Below are 18,318 nucleotides of genomic sequence, written 5' to 3'. Positions count from 1 at the left end.
TGTGTTGAACTACCTCTTAAAGCAGGTGTATTATGACAAACTCGTCCTTAACACAAGAAATGCGTTTCCGGCTTAAGTCTTCTCGAGAATACAGTCAGGCAAGCTTCGCCTGGATCACGTCCCTTCTCTTGACTGCCTTGTTGCTGTTCAACAGTTATGACTGGAGCGGGCAGACGTTCAAACCATTTCTGCTAACGATACTTGGGATCTATGTATTCTTCACACTGGTCCAAAGTGTCATCACCCTTCGGATTCGAAAAGACTTGATCCGTACAGGTACGATCTCTACTTTGACCCGCAGGTTAGCCTGGGTTCAGCTACTTGCCATCATTTCTGGCAACATATTTATCGTAACGGCAGCCTTTCATCTGATTCGAAAAGCCAGGAATGTGGAGTACACCTTTGCGGTATATATGCTGTTAACCCAGCTGTTCGTCATCGGTGTATCCGCGTTAAATGTTTTCAAACCCTATGTGGCTGACAACTTTCTGCCAGCTATGGCGGTGCTCATATTTATTCTGGTCATCGACCTGGTCGTACTGATTATCGTATCCCGATATAACGCGACCTCTATCCTCCCTCGCTGGATGATCGGTGTCAGTGTAGTACTGATTCTGACCTCAATCACAGGTAATGTATTTGCCCTATTGCTCGGCATTTCCATTATTGGGCGCATTCGCAGACAGGGGAAACAAAAATCAAACTTCTGGAATGATCTGTGGGAGCGACTTGCTCCGAATATGACTGCCATGTCCGGTTTGTTTTTTATCATTTTTCTGTTCTCGATATCGATTTGCAGCTTCTTTACTTTTGATTACAGCATGGCTGTGGAAAACAACTACTCCGCTCTGCTTCAACCCCCTTCCCTTGCGTATCCCTTGGGAACGGACGACTTCGGACGATGTTTGTTTTCCCGGATTGTATTTGGTGCCCGGATCTCCTTAATCGTAGGTTGCATGTCGACCATCATTCCTGTGTTGATCGGTGGAGTCCTCGGAGCATTCTCCGGTTTCTACGGAAGGCATACGGATAACATCATCATGCGGCTGCTGGATATTCTCTATGCGATTCCGGGAATTCTGCTCGCCATTGCCATTATTGCGGCGTTTGGAGCCAATACGGTCAATCTTATTCTGGCGCTGAGTCTGGGTTCGATTCCAACTTACGCCCGTACCATGAGAGCCAGTGTGCTCTATGTATCTACTTTTGAATTTGTGGAAGCTGCACGTGCACTGGGGTACAACAATCGTACGATTATTTTCAAACACATTATTCCCAACTCCCTTGCGCCCATGATTATCAAGTCCACACTCACGATTGGTGGAGCGGTTATCGCTACCAGCAGTTTGAGTTATCTGGGACTCGGCGTGGAGCCGCATATTCCGGAATGGGGTAACATTCTGAAGCTCGGCAGTACATACCTGGAGACCCACTCTTATCTGGCGATTTATCCAGGCTTGGCTATTATTCTGCTGGTTCTTTCGTTTAACTTTCTCGGTGACGGTCTGCGTGATGCGCTTGATCCCAAGCTGGAAAAGGCATAACTGATTCGTCATTGAAATGAATGATATAGAAAAAAAAGAAATCACACATCACACATTCAAGATATGGAGGGTAATCCCATGAAAAAACGTACACTGATCTCATTACTATTAATTCTCGTCATTGTGATTTCCGGCTGCAGTGTAAAAACGAAAACTGAATCCCAGGCGGAGACCGCACCAGCGGACACAACTGAAACTGCACAAAAACCGGCTGACATTGAACTGCTCGCCATGAGTTCTTCCGAAAATGATGTAAACATTGTGCGCGACCAGCTGACTAAAAACGGCTTCAATGTGAAGTTGAACCTGCAGCCGGATTACGGCAGCTTCAAATCCCAGCAGGATGCAGGGAATTATGACATTGCCTTGTCCAGCTGGACAACGGTAACGGGAAATCCCGATTATGCGGTGCGTTCCCTTTTCAAAACAGGTGGAGATTACAGTATCCTTGCCGATGGGGAACTTGATAAGCTCATCGATCAGGCAGCTACTCAAACTCCAGATGAGTACAAAGACACGTACAAACAATTGGAAGATCGCTTGGTAACGGATCAGGCGTATATCGCTCCTTTGTACATTTCCCTGAAAAGTCAGGCTGTGAACCAAGACATTCTGAATGTCGACACCGTTCGTCTCTCCAAATCCCGCGCCATGGCTTGGGAACCGATTGAGTTCAAGGACAGCTCCAAAAATGCCAAAGATCCGTTGATTCTGACGCAAAGTGCATCCGTACTGACTTCCCTTGATCCAATCAAAGGAAACGACGGCTCCATCAACCAGTTGAACACCAATATGTATGTACGTCTCGTTAACTTGACAGATGACGATCAGCTGACAGCAGATGGATCACTGTCCCATAACTTCAGTATTGCTGAAGGTAATTCGGACTACTACTTCATTCTCAGAGACGATATCAACTTTGCAAAGATTGATAACAAAAAAGCTGTAGATACAGGAGAACGTGTCGGTGCAGATGATGTGATCTTCTCCCTGGATCGTGCTAAAAATAAAGATTCCGTTCCGGATCACCGGACGTACAGTCTGCATGAACACATCAAAGAAGCTGAGGTTGTAACGGATCTGAGTGCATTACAATCCATTAAACAATCCAGCGGTAACGGCACAATCCTCGAAGCATTGGAACAAGGATTGGGCAGCAAAATTACAGAACTCGTGACGGACAAAACCAAAGCAGATAATAGCGCAGGTAAATATCAGGTCGTTAAACTGACAACAACTGAACCTTTCCCGCAAGTTCTGAACTACCTAGCTCACCAATCTGCGGGTATCGTGTCCAAAAAACAGGTGGAGAGCATCAACACATATGATGTAGATTCCTTTGACGTCAACAAAGATATTCCTTACGGTGATCAGAACACCGTGACTGAAGGCGCAGCATACAATAACACCCTTTATACTAGCGGACCTTATATTTTGTCTTATAAAAATGACTATGAAGGTGTATTCTTAAAAAATCCGGCTTACCGTAAAGGCACGGAAGATGAGCCGAAAATTGCTCAGGTTAACGTCCGATTCATCGCGGATGCAGACAGCGCCCTCTCTGCTCTTCGTAGCAGTGAAATTCACTTATACTACGGTGTACCTGAAACCAAGTATGACATCATCGAAAATGACAGCAAACTGAAACTGCAAAGTCTGCCAAGTAACGCTGTCTCCTATCTGTTGTTTAACACGGCCAATCGTGAAGTTGCCAAGAGCAGTGACCTGAGAAAAGCCGTGCTGTACTCCATTAATCAGGATGAGATTTTGAGTTTCTACAAGAACAACAAACTCAAAGCATACTCTACAGTAAGCCCGCTCGTTCAGACCGGGAATGAATTGAAAGCTGATCCTGCAAAAGTAAAAGAATTCTTGAGTAACTACAACGCCTCCAAGTAAACGCATACCAACAAAAAGGCTACTATCAGAATCATGTGTTTGATCCTGATAGTAGCCTTTTTTATTCTTCCAGCACACGGCAATCTGCCAGAACATCGGGATAATTTCGCATGCTGTCCGCATCAGTAATTTTGCGAATAACTTTGCACGGTACGCCTGCTGCAAAAGAATGCGGTGGAATATCACGAGTCACCACGCTACCTGCTCCAATCACACAGCCGTCTCCAATCGTTACGCCCCCGCACACTGTGACGTTTGCCGAGATCCATACATCGTTACCAATCGTGACCGGTTTGGCATAACATAGCGACTTCACATCACCGTTCTGGTCCACCATCTGTCTCCGCTCGCTGGCAATCATGGGGTGAATGGGGGTAACAATCGTAACGTTGGGTCCAAAACTGGTATAGTCCCCGATCGTCACTTGTGCGTCATCTTGTATCGTCAGATTGTAATTACCGAAGAAATGCTCGCCTATCCGGGTATGCACACCATAATGAAAGAAGATGGGGCCTTGCATGAATCCACCTTCACCGATCTGCCCCATTAACTGTTGTAATATCTGATCCCTTTCCTCAGTCTGTTCTTCAAAGGTCTGACTGTAACGCTGACTGAGATTATGGGCCCGCCTTTTGATGATCTTTAATTCGGGATCACTTGGACTGAACAACACGCCTTTCATGATTCTCTCTTCTTCACGCATCATGAATCCTCCTCTACAAGGGTTAGCTTATAAAATAAAAGCCACAGACATGAACTGTGGGTTATAAGGCTTCTGATAGAATGCCTGACTTCAACGCCTGAAGCACCATTCCTCGTAACCCAGCATCAAAATCATGTTGGAACGAATCCTGATGTACAATCTCGGGCAACGACGGCATGGGGTGATCCTTCCCGTATTGTTTCCACGCCAAATCCAGCTCTTCTCTCTCCACCCGTTCCTGATAAATGACAATCTGGTGCGGGGCAACGACGGCATTAATCGTTTGCAAGATGTGACATACGTTCACTACAAAATCATCTTTGCTCATGTCACGGTGCCAATCAGGTGAATAAGGAAGATACTTGATCTCACCAAACATCCCGTTTTTCCCACGGATCATCTGTCCATTCAACATCATCCCCATACCCGGCGGGTATCGGTTCGGAAAATAAATTCCTGCTACACTCTGTTCCTTCATATCCGCATGCTGTGTACAGTATCCGCTAATCGCTGCATTAACATCATTCTCCACGAGAACGTTCAATTGAAACTCGCTTTCGATCTCCCGTATCAGATGTGAATGGATAAGCTCTTCATGACTGCTCACCGTGATGTCCCCATCCACGGCTTGCCCCGGAATACCGATGCCGATCATATCAATGGAGGGATATTCCTTAATGAAACGCGCGATAAGTTGCAGCATATGCTGTTTATCAAAAGCAGGCAAGATGCGCTCTTCCTTCAACACAACCTTATTCTCCAGATTCATGACCGTCGCCGAAATCAACTCCTGGCCTTTCATCTCTTTGATGTAAAGAACCAAAGCAAGCTTGAAGTTATAATTATATCGATATGCCTGAGCAGGACGACCGCCGTTAGAGGGAACCACTTTATCCTGAAACAACTCTCCGCCATCACATAATTCCTGAATCAGCGCATTAATGGTAACAACACTAAGATTGGTTAATAAAGCTAATTGCGGTTTGGTCGCCGTCTCAATCTGCTGCATGACTTCACGCACATTATTCAAATTGATGTATTTCATCATTGTAGCGTTGGCTTTTTTCATAACCCTCTCGTTTCTACTCTGGTTCAATTGAGCCAAAGCAATGGTATGGATGTCATTCACACCATATCATAACATAATGCCTTACCCGAACACATGAGTTCCATCGTGCTGGCAATGGATCGAAATCGGCAGAGCTACTTTGTTCACTCAAACAAATCATCCATCGATTTCACAGGTTTCACTTCCATCGGCTGATTTGACAAGGCCATACTTGCATAGGTACCTGCCCAAATTATAACTGCCATAATAACGTAGACCATCCATACTTACCTCCCTGTTTCATGCGGATTATGATTTTGCGATACTTACCACATGTGACTATTCCTCTAGTTAATAAACAGACTTTATAAAGTATATTACGTAAGTATGCGAGAATAATGGTTCTTTGTCAATATGATTTAGAATTATCCGAGCCCTTTTCAGTCCAAGGAACATGTGGACAACATGACTACAACAACACGTATTATCTCGATGCTTATAAAAAATAACTGCCGAAAGAATCATTCAACGATTCTTTCGGCAGCCGTTTGTTCAATATACAAGCAGTTTATTTTGAATAGATTCGCTGTACCCCGGGCAATAAGGTCACAACTTGAATACCCACTCCCCATGCAAAATAGACCAAGTGAATGATAGAGACATCCTGAATCCAGTACACCTGCGCCATAATCCATATGATGAGAGCAAACCCCGTATACAACGAAAAAGTCCAAGCCCAATAGCGGTCAGGATAGAGATTCATTCTCTCACCCATCCCCCAATGAACGTAGCGGATGAGCGAAATAGCAATCGTTGTAGGCATCACGCCAAGAACCAGCAATAGGATGATCCCCGGGAACAAAAAACTGGCAAACGGAGAATTCTCTAACAAAGATGCGGGCAAATTCACCATACTTCCGGATGGGTCTATGATTAAAATGATGCCTCCAATGATCGCCCCAATCCCCAGCATTCCATGCATCAACATGAGTAACCACGATCTGCCTATACGTTGCTTCATCATGAATGGCTCCTTCCGTTCTCTCGTTTCTCAACTTCATATATGGAGGATTATGCTCAAACCCTCTAGTACCATTCTCACACATGCCGCGTATTGTTCCTGTGCTTCTTTTCACTATATTGGTCTCGAAAATCATTCGTAATGGAAAAACTTGATAAAAGAACGTACGTTCGGTATAATGGGATTATCCTGAATAAGCGAGAGGCAGATATGGACGACAAATTTATTAAGGAATTACGCGAGATTAGTCGGGATGACAGACGAAGATCGGAATTTATGATTCAAGGTTTGAAGGAAACACTGCAAGAACGCAAAGAAGAAGGCATACTCAAGCGCTGGATACGGCGTAAGAAAACAGAGAAAAAAATCTCTCAAAGATTTAATCAAGATCCTCACTCGGATCAAAAGTAACAACATAAAAAGGAGGCGGAATACGCCTCCCTTGCTATTTACATAAGTGAATTATTTAGAATTCATTAGTTGTGACTCAACCCATAAGTTTGCCAAAGTAAACATTTATGCTTCCAATAGGTCAAATCCTAGCTGAACTTGGTTCCTGATAAGCTTACTTGCCTCTTGCCAGTTTATTGCCTTTATGTGTTAATCTAGTCCAAAGGACTTTCTTATAAAGGGAGTGAAAATATGACAAATACTTCGGGTTCAGTATCAAAAAAGAAGGTGATAATTCTGGTGACAGGGATGTCGGGTACAGGTAAATCAACGGTTCTAAGCGAACTTGCTCATAGGGGGCATAGAATTATCGATACCGATTATGATGGTTGGAGTGAGAATGTGGATGGTTCTGGGTGGTTATGGCACGAGAATCGAATTGATGAGCTGCTCACTGAACATAGCGAAGGTACTTTATTCATTTCGGGTTGTGTATCAAATCAGGGGAAGTTTTACCCGCTGTTTGATGCAGTAGTGTTGTTAAGTGCCCCCCTCGAAGTAATCCTTGAACGTGTAGCTTCCCGTAAGACGAACGATTATGGAAAAACCGTCGATCAACGTGAAGAAATTATACAAAACGTCGCTAGTGTTGAGCCTCTCTTACGTGCTGGAGCTACTGTTGAGATCGATATCAGGAAGCCGCTTGATGAAGTTGTAACCGAGCTTGAGCTCATTGCCAACTCCACTAGCTGATCACTTCCTCACACTGTACAAAACCGCCCAGTTCGACCAATCTAAGTACCTTGTCAAACTAAGCAGCCAATCACAATGATCGGCTGCTTTCTTAGTTTTATTGAGTTAACGTTTCCCGTTAGTTTAATAAAGAAATATTGGAGCTAATTATAATAATTAGTTTACTCTTATCGTTCATCAAAGTCCTTCAAACACTTGACATTGATTGTATTAATTAAAAAATGGCCACCTAATGGTGACCAATAACTGGAAGAAACCGTCTCTACTTTTTACTAACCGGAATCCATACCTCACAGATTGAATCTTTGTGCGTGTCATCAACCCAGTAATACTTCTCTATACATGGCCCTTCAACTTGTTCAAAACTCACCGAGGGGAACCATTCTGTGTAGATGCGTTTCCAGATATTTTGAATACCCAATCCGATTTCTACATCGTTCGGAATCGTCTCACGACTATCGAATACCGCATAAGTTTGACTAGGAACATTAAGGACGGTAAATTCATCTGGAACCTGTTTTCCTTCCGGCAGTTCCGCTCCCAACAAATAGCACTTTGACCCATCCTCGTCAAAGTCGAAATGATAACCGTACAGCAATGATCCCGCTGGTCTCCCTACCAACTCGTTAATCTGATCATGAATACCATTCCTCCAAATTACCTCCACAAACACGGGTATCTCCTCATAGGCATCTTTATGGATAGTAACGTTCTTACCAAATACTGTTGATTCCATTTCCTCCACGATTCGATAATTCATCTCGGTTTCCCCTTTAATCTGAATTTGAAAGGAAATTCGAGGAAATGCTTTAAGTTTCACATTCATTTTCTTAGCCGCAAGAGGTGTTACCCCATGCATCCGCCGAAAAGCTTTTGTAAATGCCGCCGGACTGTCATAACCGTACTTAAGCGCGACATCAATGACTTTACAATCCGTTCCCGCTAACTCCTGCGCCGCAAGCGTTAGCCGCCTATTCCTCACGTACTGAGTCACGGTAACACCGGTTACTGCATGAAACATTCGCTGAAAATGATATTTTGAACTCATTGCTGACCTAGCAATGTCCTCAATCTCAATCGGCAAGTGCAGATGTTGCTCCACATAATCAATGGATTGACTAAGCTGCTTAAGCATCTCCAGGATCTCTCATCTCCTTTCTCCTACAGTATAAAAGAACCGTTAAACACCTTCTTGTTTAGAAATGCTCTATTTTGTCTAGAAATTCAAGTACAAAACGAGAAATTTTGTATGTAATGCTTCAGCATGTAGCATTCCTGACCGATTAACAACCCATATTTTGATTTATATTAACACATATTGAAAGAGTTCTGCCCAATAGCTTAAGAAAAACAACTGTGGTGGCAAACTATTCTTGGACTATTCCTAAACTATCCTGCCCGTTAGTTGAACTAAAGCAGCCGATCACGTTGGTCAGATGCTTTGTTGGATTTATTGAGCTATCGTTTCCCGTTAGCGTAACGTTCTGTACTTCTACCTATGATACGGATCACCGTAATGAATCAAAACATAAAGTATCTTTTGATCACAAGATATACATATCAACATAAACAAAATCCCACTCCATGGCCGAGTGGGATTTTGAATAGAACTTCTCTTTTGTGGAACTATCGTTCCGCTAAATCAAGGAAGAGTAGTATTTCTAACATACTTCATTCCAACTCTAAAATTGATTCGCCACTAATTATCGTACCATTATTCTTACCCTCACAGATTTCTTTCATCGAACCTGGTTTATCGAAGTTAAACACATGCATTGGCAAATTGTAGTCTCTTGCCAAAATGAAAGCTGATTGGTCCATTACCTTTAAGTTGCGTTCTAAAACGTCGTTGTAATGAAGCGAACGAAATTTCTTTGCATTTTTATCAAATTTAGGGTCTGCATTAAGAACACCATCAACACCTTGCTTTGCAACTAATAAGGCGTCACAATTAACCTCAATGGCTCTTTGTACTGAAGGATAGTCTGTTGTAACGTAAGGTTGACCGTTCCCTCCTGCAAAAATTACAATATAGCCTTTCTCTAGATGGTGAACTGCTCTTAGACGGATGTATGGTTCTGCAACTGAAGTAATAGGTATAGCGGTCATTACCCGTACTTCCTTTTTGGTCTTGGCTTTAAGAACTCCACGAAGCATTAAACTATTTACTACAGTCGCAAGTGTTCCAATGTTGTCAGCTTCTGCCCTTTCTATCCCCCAGCTTTCCGCCATATTACCTCGAAAAATATTACCCCCACCAATAACTAATGATACTTCAACTCCTAAGTTTACTATTGACATAATTTCATCAGCGATTTGGTCCAATCTTTCCGGTTCAAAACCAAATTCAGAGTTTCCGGCGACTGCTCCGCCACTTAGCTTAACGAGAACTCTTTTATACCTTGACAATTAATACACCCCCATAAAATAAAAACACTAAAGCAATAAATGCTTTAGTGTCCTAATGGAATGGAAATATGAAATTACACAAGTCGACTGAATATAAGTCTTACTTTTCCACCTCATACCCCCACCCCTTCCATGTTTTTCCGTTAAGTAATTTTACATTACGTGAGGCTAAATTGCAATTACCGTCAATATTAAATCTGCAAGCAATTTCAATAAGCTATAGAATGATTTACGATGAGCCGTATCAAAGAGCTACGCTTTTGATCTACCCCGTATTACGGCAGAATGGCAAAGGATCGAACTGGAAAACCAGAAGCTCTCTCCGCTTTGGGTACAATGTTGAAGATTACCGCGCCTTTAGCCGGCATCTGATCCAGGTTTGTTAACAGCTCGACCTGGTATGTATCCTGGGCAAGTACATAATATTCTGCCAGAAGTGCCCCATTCTTCTGATAATCCACCGCTGAATCCGTGTCAAAGGTTTCATGACCGATCGCTTGTATTTTTCTTTCCTCAAATAAAAACATGAGCGCACTAACCGACCATCCGGGTGCATGACTGTTGCCCTTATCATCCTTGTTATCAAATGTTTCATGGTTAGGCCAGCGTTTACTCCAATCGGTACGTAAGGCCACAAAGCTTCCAGCTTCAATCAGGCCATGCTCTCTTTCAAATTCAAGAATATGCTCCACATCCAGTGTGAAATCCGGATTGTTCTCTACTTTGGCAGACTGGTCAATGACCACAAGCGGGAGCACAAGCTCCTTCAAACCTAGTTCATCCAGATACCGGGTATCCCGAACGAAGTGGATCGGCGCATCAAGATGTGTCCCGTATTGACCCGGGAACTTGAAGCTCTGGGCAAAGAAACCTTGATCGTGATCAAACAGTGTATCGAATTGTGCTGCCTCAAAAGCTGAAAAATGTGGAGAGCCTGGACCAAACGTATGGGTCAAATCCACCCATTTCTTTTCTTTTAACAATTGAATGGCTTGAATGAGTTCGTTGGACATCCTAATCACCTCATGCACAAAATGGAATAAATTTCTCCTATTATATCTTATTCCACTACAATTGGGGAGCAGTCCCTATATTGGTTCTTAGGGCTGTTAATTTTCAAATTTAAAAACTTCACTGACCGTAGATGTCAGTGAAGTTAATTTATAATACAAGAGTAATCCATTCAATCATGAAAACAAAAGGAGCATGTATGATGCAAACGAAGAACGTATATCTATATGTATTTGATACGATGGCAGATTGGGAGGTAGGCTATCTAACTGCTGAATTGAACTCGGGAAGGTATTTCAGGAAAGAGATCCAGCCTTTACAGGTCGTAACCGTAGGCGTGGATAAACATCCGGTAACTACCATGGGCGGATTGAACATCCTTCCTCATATTTCTATTGATGAATGTACATTGAAAGGTGACGATGTCATCATTCTTCCAGGAGGAAACACCTGGATGGATACCATCCATGATCCCCTATTGAAAAAAGTTGCTGCCTCTATAGAAGAGGGTACGGTTATTGCGGCGATTTGCGGTGCGACAGTTGCACTTGCAAAAATAGGGATACTGGATTCCAGACAGCATACAAGCAATGATTTAGAATACCTGAAGATGATATGCCCAGATTATACAGGAGAAACCTATTATGTAACGGAGCCTGCAGTAACCGATGGAAATCTAGTTACTGCATCTGGAATAGCTCCGTTAGAATTTACAATGCATGTGTTAAAGCTGTTGAATGTCTTTGCACCAGAAACCTTACAGGCCTGGTACAATCTATATCAGACTCATGAGTCCAAATACTTCTACGAGTTAATGAATTCTATTGCACCTGAATAACCAGTTTCCCGCGGGTATGATGGGTTTCACTCTTCTCATGTGCTTCCCTTACTCCCTGTTGAGTTAGCGGGTACGTTCCATCAATAATCGATTTGAGCTTGCCTTCCGCAGCCAGTTCAGCCAGCTGATCCAGTTGATCCCCTTTGGGCTCCATCATGAAGACGTTGGCCGTTACTCCGGCTTCCTTGGCAAGCTTCTCATCCGGTTTTTCCACCAAGGATACCAGATGCCCGCCAGACTTTAACACCTTGAAGCTATCGCGCTGAATATCACCGCCCATGGTGTCCAGCACAACATCATAACCGGAGAGAATCTCCGAGAAATCTTCTTTTTTATAGTTGATAAAATGATCCACACCCAACGAGCGAAGCAACGCTTCGTTTGATTCACTTGCCGTGGAAGCCACTTCAGCGCCGAGGGACTTGGCAATCTGAATGGCATACGTTCCCACACCACCTGCACCAGCATGAATGAGTACCTTCTGCCCTTTGCCTAAACGTCCATGATCCACAAGGGCTTGCCAAGCCGTCATCGCTGCCAGGGGGATCGCTGCCGCTTCCTCGAAACTCAAGCTCTCCGGTATACGGGCAATAATGTCTGCATCAACAGCAACATATTCTGCATAAGTTCCGAATTGACGCGGACGCGCAAATACCCGATCACCTTCTCTAAACCGCGTGACATTTGAACCTGCTTCAGCCACAATACCCGCAACATCGCCGCCCAGAATCAACGGAAAATTCTCCGCTGCTTCTTTCATATCACCTTGTCTGATTTTGAAGTCCACCGGGTTCACCGACGTGGCATGTGTTCGAATTAACACCTGATTCACTCCACATACTGGCTTGGCTACTTCCTTTTCCTTCAATTGTTCCGCTCCACCAAATTCCTCAATCACAATTGCTTTCATTAGAGATCCCAGCCTTTCCAATGGATTATCGTTATGCTCTCTCCCTTCATTACCCTTTCCCTGCCGTCACTTGACCTATTCATTCAAAATTCACAGCAATCTGGGATTCACAAGCCCGTTCAACAATCGTGATATAATATCGATTATCGATTACGTTAAATCTTAACCCAATAACTTAACAAGCGAGGTAACACGATGGAAGTGGAAGTAAGTACATTACATGCATTTTCGGACAAGGCTCATGGCGGAAACCCCGCAGGTGTTGTTTTACAAGCAGCGCATTTGTCTGAAACCCAGATGCAGGAGATTGCCAGACAAGTCGGTTTTTCAGAGACTGCGTTTGTCATGCCGTCGGATCAGGCTGATTTCAAAGTACGTTATTTCACCCCAAGTGATGAAGTCGATCTATGTGGACATGCCACAATTGCTTTATTTTATCTAATGAAGACACAACATCTCGTTAATGTTGGTACATATACACTGGAGACACTGGCCGGAATTCTTAAAGTTGATATCGAAGTCAATGGAGAAGTCTATCTGTCTCAGACGTTGCCGGAGTTTGGGGAGATCGTGGATCGACAGCAGATTGCCGATTCGTTACGTATTTCTATGGAGGATTTGAACGCCGAACTACCTGTACAGATCGTATCTACCGGGCTACCCGATATCCTGATAGCTGTTAGAGATGTTAATGTTCTGACCAAAATCGACCCTGACTTCCAGCGTATCACTGAAATATGCAAGGCTCATCATGCCATAGGTTATCATGTGTTTACACTCGAATCAGATGCTGAGGACGTTCTGGCAGAATGCCGTAATTTTGCACCGCTTTATGATATACCGGAAGAGAGCGCGACAGGCACATCCAATGGTGCCATGCTCTGTTATTTATCCCAATACAACCAGCTTACAGATCCTCATCTTCACACGTACACGATCAGACAAGGGTATACCATGAACCGCCCCTCTGAGATCCGATCCAGATTAACACTGGACAGCTCTAATGAAATCACACAGATTCAGGTTGGCGGTAGTGCAATTCATATCAAAAACATTCAAATACACCTCCCTTAGTGGGAGGTGTTTTACGTACTTAGGATATGTAAACTATCTTATGCGAAGCAGTGTAGTAGCCTGTGTTCATCATTGAATTTGTTGTAAAAATCGTAGTACCGCTACCTCCAACTGGTTCAGCCCTGGCTGCTCTATAGGAAAATGACCTGCCCCTTCCAAGATCACACATTCCTTGTCCACCACCAGACGATCAAAAAAAGATTGGCTGAACCTGATCGGTGTCATGGGGTCCAGTTCAGGGTGAACCAACAGGACCGGACACTGGCTGAACTGTTCCGGGCTTACCTCCGGTTTTTTATTAAGGAATGTTCTTAATAATTCCAACGGAATACGTGTAGCTGCCGCTTGTGGATCATTCATAATAAGCCCGGTTAAGTCCTGGTTATTAGTAATCAGTTGCATTCGGGATACCTGTTTGACCGAAATACGTACATGATTCAGCAGACCAGGGAACAGATCCATCATCCGTTTTCCCGCCCGGCTTACCAGACGATTCGGTGCAAGCTGATCTCGCATTTCCTGATTACTCGTGTCTACAAATGTAGTTGCGATCAAACCCTTAACACGCTTGCTGCGTGCACTGGTGTGATAGGCAAGCATACCTCCGATGCTACTTCCCAATACAACGATTGGCTTGCCATCATTCTTGTATTCCCGTTCGATGAGTGACACAAGCAACTCTATCCATAGTTCGTAGTTAATACGTGTACCAGACATTGCGTAACTTAACCCATATGGCGGAAGATCTGGCGATACCACCTCGTATCCATGTCGCTGCAACATGCGGGCATACGGAGCGAGCAACCTGCCATTGCCTCCCGCACCATGAATGAACAGAATTTTGATTGAAGACTCCGGCGCAGGCAAGCGATCGATATGCAGATGAACCCCATTTGACTCCCACCATTCTTCCTCAGGAGCTGTATGCTCCCCTAACCTCACTTCTTCCGGGAAAAAGCCCTGATACTGTTTCCAATAGGGATGTGTTGTCTGATATGAAGGCAAACTTTTTTTCATACGTTACATTCTCCTCTTCTCGTATACAAAAAAAGCCGTACAGTGTACGACTTTTCGTTAAGAATACGTCTATGACCATACTTCTTTTTATAACACCTTCGTATATCTGTCAATCGGGAAACTGCACATTGCCCGGTACGATATATGCACCGCCTGACCCATCATTAGGCAGAGCCGGGATCGTGTCATTTAATACCTGACCGCGAATATCGGTAATACGAACGTTTAGTTTTTCTTTGCCCAGTCCAGTTCCGAGGAAATGATTATAGTCTTGCTTTTCAAGATTGAGCCACGTACCATCCTTCTGTTTCACTTCGAACTTCAGCACCGGATATTTGTGATTACGAACCTGAATGGCTGCCCACCACTGACTGCTGCCTTCCTTGATCCGATAAGAGACGTTGCCTTGAATTGGAGCTTTGACCACTTTCCAGCTGATATCGATTTTACCTGCCTTTGGATCACCGATCAGGTTAAAGGCATTCGGTGAGAGATCCAGCGCTCCGCTGGCGCCTTCTGGATAAAGGTCTGTTACATAGACGGTTGTTTTGCCTTTAGGGCCCTGCACCTCGAGATAGGCTCCCGCTAAAGCAGCTTTGACACCGTTATAATTGAGTTGAAACGGATTAAGTGCAGTAATCTTCATGTCCGCCGGGATGGGATCAAGCAACACTGCACCTCCCGAGTAACCTGAGCCTGTATACGTCGCGTAACCCTGATATGTATCGTTCCATGCAGCAGATGCAGGCAGAGCAAATAATACGAGACTGAGCAACATCCCTGTACCGGCCCATTTTAACCGTTGAAATCTACTTTTCTTGTTCATGAGCTATTCCTCCTCGTCATTCTACCTTCTGTTACATTGAAACATAAGTTGAACTAAAGAATATTTACACTTGCCACTCCGATGACAGAATAACCTTCCGATCACTGTTATCCCCAGATTTTTTGATTCAATTTTACAAAGGTGAAAATCTGTTGATAAAGGCGAACGCTCCGCTTCTTCAGGTTTCTTCTGTCCTCTACGTTCTCGTGTAAATGGTTGGTTCAACTACTAGATTTGAATATAACATTATTTTACATAATAACTTCTTATTTTCAATCCCTCTCTACCAAATCACATCTATAGTCCTGCCCGTGGACTTAAACATTCACGACCACGCACAAGATATGGATACATAACATAATTGGGTGAAGTAGGTATAATAACAAGGCTGTATTGGATGGGTTCCCAGTAATAAAAAAACGCCACACCCTGGAGTAATTTCGCTCTCCAAATGGTGTGGCGCCTATTAAACACTACGGTCAGAATAACCTGTCTGTCCTAGGACAGACAGCGTTTGACTCAACCCGTTTCCCTTCGTTTCATCCGCTTCCTTAGTCGCTCATACGATGCGTAAATCCGCGGAGATTCTTTGGTCAGGATAGGCCCCAGCACAGCCAGAATTAACACATACAACACGGCAAACGATTGGATAGATGCCATCAGCCCTCCGGCCTTGCCGATGTTCGCCATGATAATGGAGAATTCGCCCCGCGAGACCAGGGTAAAGCCCACATTCAATGAGGCCTTAGGGCTCATTCCAGCCAGTCTGCCAGCGATCATACCTGCACCATAGTTACTGGCAATCGTCAGAATAACGGCAATAATCGTCATCCCAACAGCTCCGCCAAGTGAAGCCGGCTCGATGGTCAGGCCAAAACTGAAGAAGAAAATTGCACCAAAAAAATCTTTGAAAGGCATGATCTGATGTTCAATCCGACTCACATGTCTTGATTCGCCTAAGACAAGCCCCATCATCAACGCTCCAATAGCTTCCGCTACGTGCAGCGTCTCCGAGAAACCTGCTACCAGGAAGAGCAGTGTCATGACGGTAAGCAGAAACAACTCTGATGACTTGATATTCAGTGCCTTATCAATATATTTGATGCTTTTCCTGCCAATAATCAGGAACAGCACAATAAACAGCAGGGCAGACAGCGATACTAACAGAACACTTAAGAATGAAGTTGCCCCGCTGAGCACAAGCCCGGTCAGGATAGAGATATGAATCGCGATGAACAAGTCATCGAACATGATCATGCCCATAATAATCTCTGTTTCAGGGTTTGCCGTGCGTTTCAGATCAACGAGCACTTTAGCTACAATGGCTGTAGAAGAGCTGGTCATGATCCCGCAGACAACAAGTGTCTCCTGAAGGGGCAGATCCATGAACCACCCCAACAGCAATCCAGAGACAAAATTCAGGCCCACATAGAACATGCCCCCGGTCAGAATGGCTTTGCCAGACTTTAATAACCGGGAGACCGAGAACTCCAAACCCAGATAAAATAGCAGAAACAAAATGCCAAGCCTGCCCATAAATTCAATAAAGGTCGAACTTTCGATAAAACGTAAATCCACTATGCCAATTTGTGGTGCATGTGGTCCAACAGCCATACCAATCAGGATATAGAAAGGAATGACCGAAAATCGTAATCGTGAAGATATCAGCCCAGTAAGTGTAATCAGCGCAACGGCAATTCCCACTTCGAATATGAGCATATCCATAGGCTAAGTCCGTCCATCAGTTAACAATTGTTTGAGATGTTTGATCTGATTCCGTTCACCGGCAACTACAATTGTAGCTCCAGCGGTAAAAGCATAATCCGGGCCTGGATTAAAATGCTTCTCCTTATCCTTGGTCACAACAGCGAGAATTACGGCGCCCGTGGCCTGACGGATATCCAGTTCACCAATCGTCATGCCTACGCTTGCGGCGTGAGGCTCAATCCGTAGCCATTCGATTAACAGCCCTTCAAGCATCACTTCACGCTCATCCTGAAACTTCGGTTTATAGGTCATACCACCAACAATAGCGGCTACCGCCCGGGCTTCATCATCGTCCAGGGTGACAAGAGATACCATATCACCCACCTCTTCAGGTGTATCTCCCGACTCCATATGGAACAGGTCACGTCGCTCGTCGTTATGAATCACTATGACCAAATGCTCACCACTACGGGTATGCAGCCAGTATTTACGTCCAATCCCTGGTAAGTCCGTCTCTTTAAAGTGCATGATCTGCACCCCCTAGCGCCGGCTCGTTCAAGGTTTCGCTTTTCAGCTCGATCCCCGTAATGCGGATTCTCATGGAACCTGATGGTGTATGAACAGACTTAACTTCCCCTTTACTGCCAAGCAGTAATTGACTCCCTACTGGAGAGAGGAAGGAAATACGACCCTCATCAGGATTAGTATCCTCTGGCATGACAATCATGAAAGAATCTGACGTATGAAAATCGAGATATTCAAAATCAATATGACTGCCGATCAATACAGCTGAGTCCAGATCTTCATCAGGACCCAGGAGCAGTTTTTCCACATACTCTGTATATGCGGACAATTGTTTTTCCAATTGTATCCGCTCTGGATCACGCGCGTCGAAATAGGCGTCGAGAAATGTTCTTTTCTCTTCACCGAATGTAAATAGCTGGCTCACCAGCTTCTCTCTGCAATTATGGCGGGAGGTCCTATGGTTCATAATAAATTTCACCCCCTATACAAGCCTTGTTCTCCATGTTGATTGGCATGTTTCTCTTCATCATCTTGTTTTCCTCCTTTATATTTTAAAAAGATCCCGGAATACGAGACCTTCTTACCATCTTACCAAAACTAATATTTTAATCCAGTATATTCGTCTAACTTGCTTTTTTATTAT

Annotated in this window: 18 protein-coding genes; 6 read left to right on the top strand and 12 right to left on the bottom strand. The window is 44.1% G+C overall.

Going from position 1 to position 18,318, the window contains the following annotated elements:
* Positions 1–32 precede the first annotated feature (32 nt).
* Both AC1DE7_RS13505 and AC1DE7_RS13500 read left to right on the top strand, forming a co-directional pair.
* Positions 33–1,544, top strand: a complete 1,512-nt coding sequence (locus AC1DE7_RS13505; protein WP_076328215.1) for an ABC transporter permease — start codon at positions 33–35, stop codon at positions 1,542–1,544.
* Between the two features lie 78 nt (positions 1,545–1,622).
* Complete coding sequence (locus tag AC1DE7_RS13500) at positions 1,623–3,443, top strand: ABC transporter substrate-binding protein (RefSeq protein ID WP_340984513.1); 1,821 nt, start codon at positions 1,623–1,625, stop codon at positions 3,441–3,443.
* Positions 3,444–3,504: 61 nt separating this feature from the next.
* Here the strand turns inward: AC1DE7_RS13500 and AC1DE7_RS13495 are convergent, their stop codons facing one another.
* From AC1DE7_RS13495 to AC1DE7_RS13485, 3 genes are all read right to left on the bottom strand, one after another.
* A complete protein-coding gene (locus AC1DE7_RS13495; RefSeq protein WP_340984512.1) occupies positions 3,505–4,146 on the bottom strand; it encodes a sugar O-acetyltransferase in 642 nt (213 codons plus the stop codon).
* 61 nt (positions 4,147–4,207) lie between these two features.
* The gene (locus AC1DE7_RS13490) at positions 4,208–5,275 is read right to left on the bottom strand and encodes an ROK family protein (protein ID WP_477534558.1); all 1,068 of its coding nucleotides are present in this window, start codon (positions 5,273–5,275) and stop codon (positions 4,208–4,210) included.
* A gap of 487 nt (positions 5,276–5,762) precedes the next feature.
* The gene (locus AC1DE7_RS13485) at positions 5,763–6,215 is read right to left on the bottom strand and encodes a hypothetical protein (RefSeq protein WP_340984510.1); all 453 of its coding nucleotides are present in this window, start codon (positions 6,213–6,215) and stop codon (positions 5,763–5,765) included.
* 210 nt (positions 6,216–6,425) lie between these two features.
* Here AC1DE7_RS13485 and AC1DE7_RS13480 point away from each other — a divergent pair, with 210 nt between their 5' ends.
* Both AC1DE7_RS13480 and AC1DE7_RS13475 read left to right on the top strand, forming a co-directional pair.
* Positions 6,426–6,626 carry a hypothetical protein gene (locus AC1DE7_RS13480; RefSeq protein WP_026080945.1) on the top strand — a complete coding sequence of 67 codons (201 nt, stop codon included), beginning with the start codon at positions 6,426–6,428 and terminating at the stop codon, positions 6,624–6,626.
* 231 nt (positions 6,627–6,857) lie between these two features.
* Positions 6,858–7,358 (top strand): AAA family ATPase, encoded by a 501-nt coding sequence (locus tag AC1DE7_RS13475; RefSeq protein ID WP_340984509.1) that lies wholly within the window; start codon positions 6,858–6,860, stop codon positions 7,356–7,358.
* A 262-nt stretch (positions 7,359–7,620) separates the two neighbouring features.
* On the opposite strand, the gene AC1DE7_RS13470 is transcribed toward AC1DE7_RS13475, so the two are convergent.
* From AC1DE7_RS13470 to AC1DE7_RS13460, 3 genes are all read right to left on the bottom strand, one after another.
* Positions 7,621–8,460: an AraC family transcriptional regulator gene (locus AC1DE7_RS13470; protein ID WP_477534557.1), complete on the bottom strand. Its 840-nt coding sequence runs from the start codon at positions 8,458–8,460 to the stop codon at positions 7,621–7,623.
* Between the two features lie 569 nt (positions 8,461–9,029).
* Positions 9,030–9,767 (bottom strand): UMP kinase, encoded by a 738-nt coding sequence (gene pyrH, locus AC1DE7_RS13465; RefSeq protein ID WP_340984508.1) that lies wholly within the window; start codon positions 9,765–9,767, stop codon positions 9,030–9,032.
* A 275-nt stretch (positions 9,768–10,042) separates the two neighbouring features.
* The gene (locus AC1DE7_RS13460; RefSeq protein WP_477534556.1) at positions 10,043–10,780 is read right to left on the bottom strand and encodes a cyclase family protein; all 738 of its coding nucleotides are present in this window, start codon (positions 10,778–10,780) and stop codon (positions 10,043–10,045) included.
* 200 nt (positions 10,781–10,980) lie between these two features.
* On the opposite strand from AC1DE7_RS13460, the gene AC1DE7_RS13455 reads away from it, so the two are divergent.
* Positions 10,981–11,616: a type 1 glutamine amidotransferase family protein gene (locus AC1DE7_RS13455; RefSeq protein ID WP_477534595.1), complete on the top strand. Its 636-nt coding sequence runs from the start codon at positions 10,981–10,983 to the stop codon at positions 11,614–11,616.
* Here the strand turns inward: AC1DE7_RS13455 and AC1DE7_RS13450 are convergent.
* On the bottom strand, positions 11,600–12,526 hold the full coding sequence (locus tag AC1DE7_RS13450; protein ID WP_477534555.1) for an NADP-dependent oxidoreductase: 927 nt from the start codon (positions 12,524–12,526) through the stop codon (positions 11,600–11,602). The genes AC1DE7_RS13455 and AC1DE7_RS13450 overlap by 17 nt on opposite strands.
* Positions 12,527–12,721: 195 nt before the next feature.
* Here AC1DE7_RS13450 and AC1DE7_RS13445 point away from each other — a divergent pair, with 195 nt between their 5' ends.
* Positions 12,722–13,600, top strand: coding sequence for a PhzF family phenazine biosynthesis protein (locus tag AC1DE7_RS13445; RefSeq protein WP_340984505.1), 879 nt, complete (start codon positions 12,722–12,724; stop codon positions 13,598–13,600).
* A 69-nt stretch (positions 13,601–13,669) separates the two neighbouring features.
* Here AC1DE7_RS13445 and AC1DE7_RS13440 read toward each other — a convergent pair whose 3' ends face one another.
* The 5 genes from AC1DE7_RS13440 to AC1DE7_RS13420 all read right to left on the bottom strand — a co-directional run bounded on the left by AC1DE7_RS13440 (position 13,670) and on the right by AC1DE7_RS13420 (position 18,141).
* Positions 13,670–14,617 (bottom strand): alpha/beta hydrolase, encoded by a 948-nt coding sequence (locus AC1DE7_RS13440; RefSeq protein WP_340984504.1) that lies wholly within the window; start codon positions 14,615–14,617, stop codon positions 13,670–13,672.
* 109 nt (positions 14,618–14,726) lie between these two features.
* The gene (exlX, locus tag AC1DE7_RS13435) at positions 14,727–15,443 is read right to left on the bottom strand and encodes an expansin ExlX (protein WP_036668609.1); all 717 of its coding nucleotides are present in this window, start codon (positions 15,441–15,443) and stop codon (positions 14,727–14,729) included.
* Between the two features lie 519 nt (positions 15,444–15,962).
* Positions 15,963–17,168, bottom strand: a complete 1,206-nt coding sequence (locus AC1DE7_RS13430) for a cation:proton antiporter (RefSeq protein WP_076216431.1) — start codon at positions 17,166–17,168, stop codon at positions 15,963–15,965.
* A 3-nt stretch (positions 17,169–17,171) separates the two neighbouring features.
* The gene (locus tag AC1DE7_RS13425; protein WP_036617317.1) at positions 17,172–17,678 is read right to left on the bottom strand and encodes a cation:proton antiporter regulatory subunit; all 507 of its coding nucleotides are present in this window, start codon (positions 17,676–17,678) and stop codon (positions 17,172–17,174) included.
* Positions 17,668–18,141 (bottom strand): GreA/GreB family elongation factor, encoded by a 474-nt coding sequence (locus AC1DE7_RS13420; RefSeq protein ID WP_051447473.1) that lies wholly within the window; start codon positions 18,139–18,141, stop codon positions 17,668–17,670. The genes AC1DE7_RS13425 and AC1DE7_RS13420 overlap by 11 nt, the downstream gene beginning before the upstream one ends.
* Between the last annotated feature and the right edge of the window lie 177 nt (positions 18,142–18,318).

This window comes from Paenibacillus sp. 10L310 (assembly GCF_056395745.1).
The sequence above is the reverse complement of the archived record's forward strand: the minus strand, read 5'-3'. Positions and strand labels throughout refer to the sequence as shown.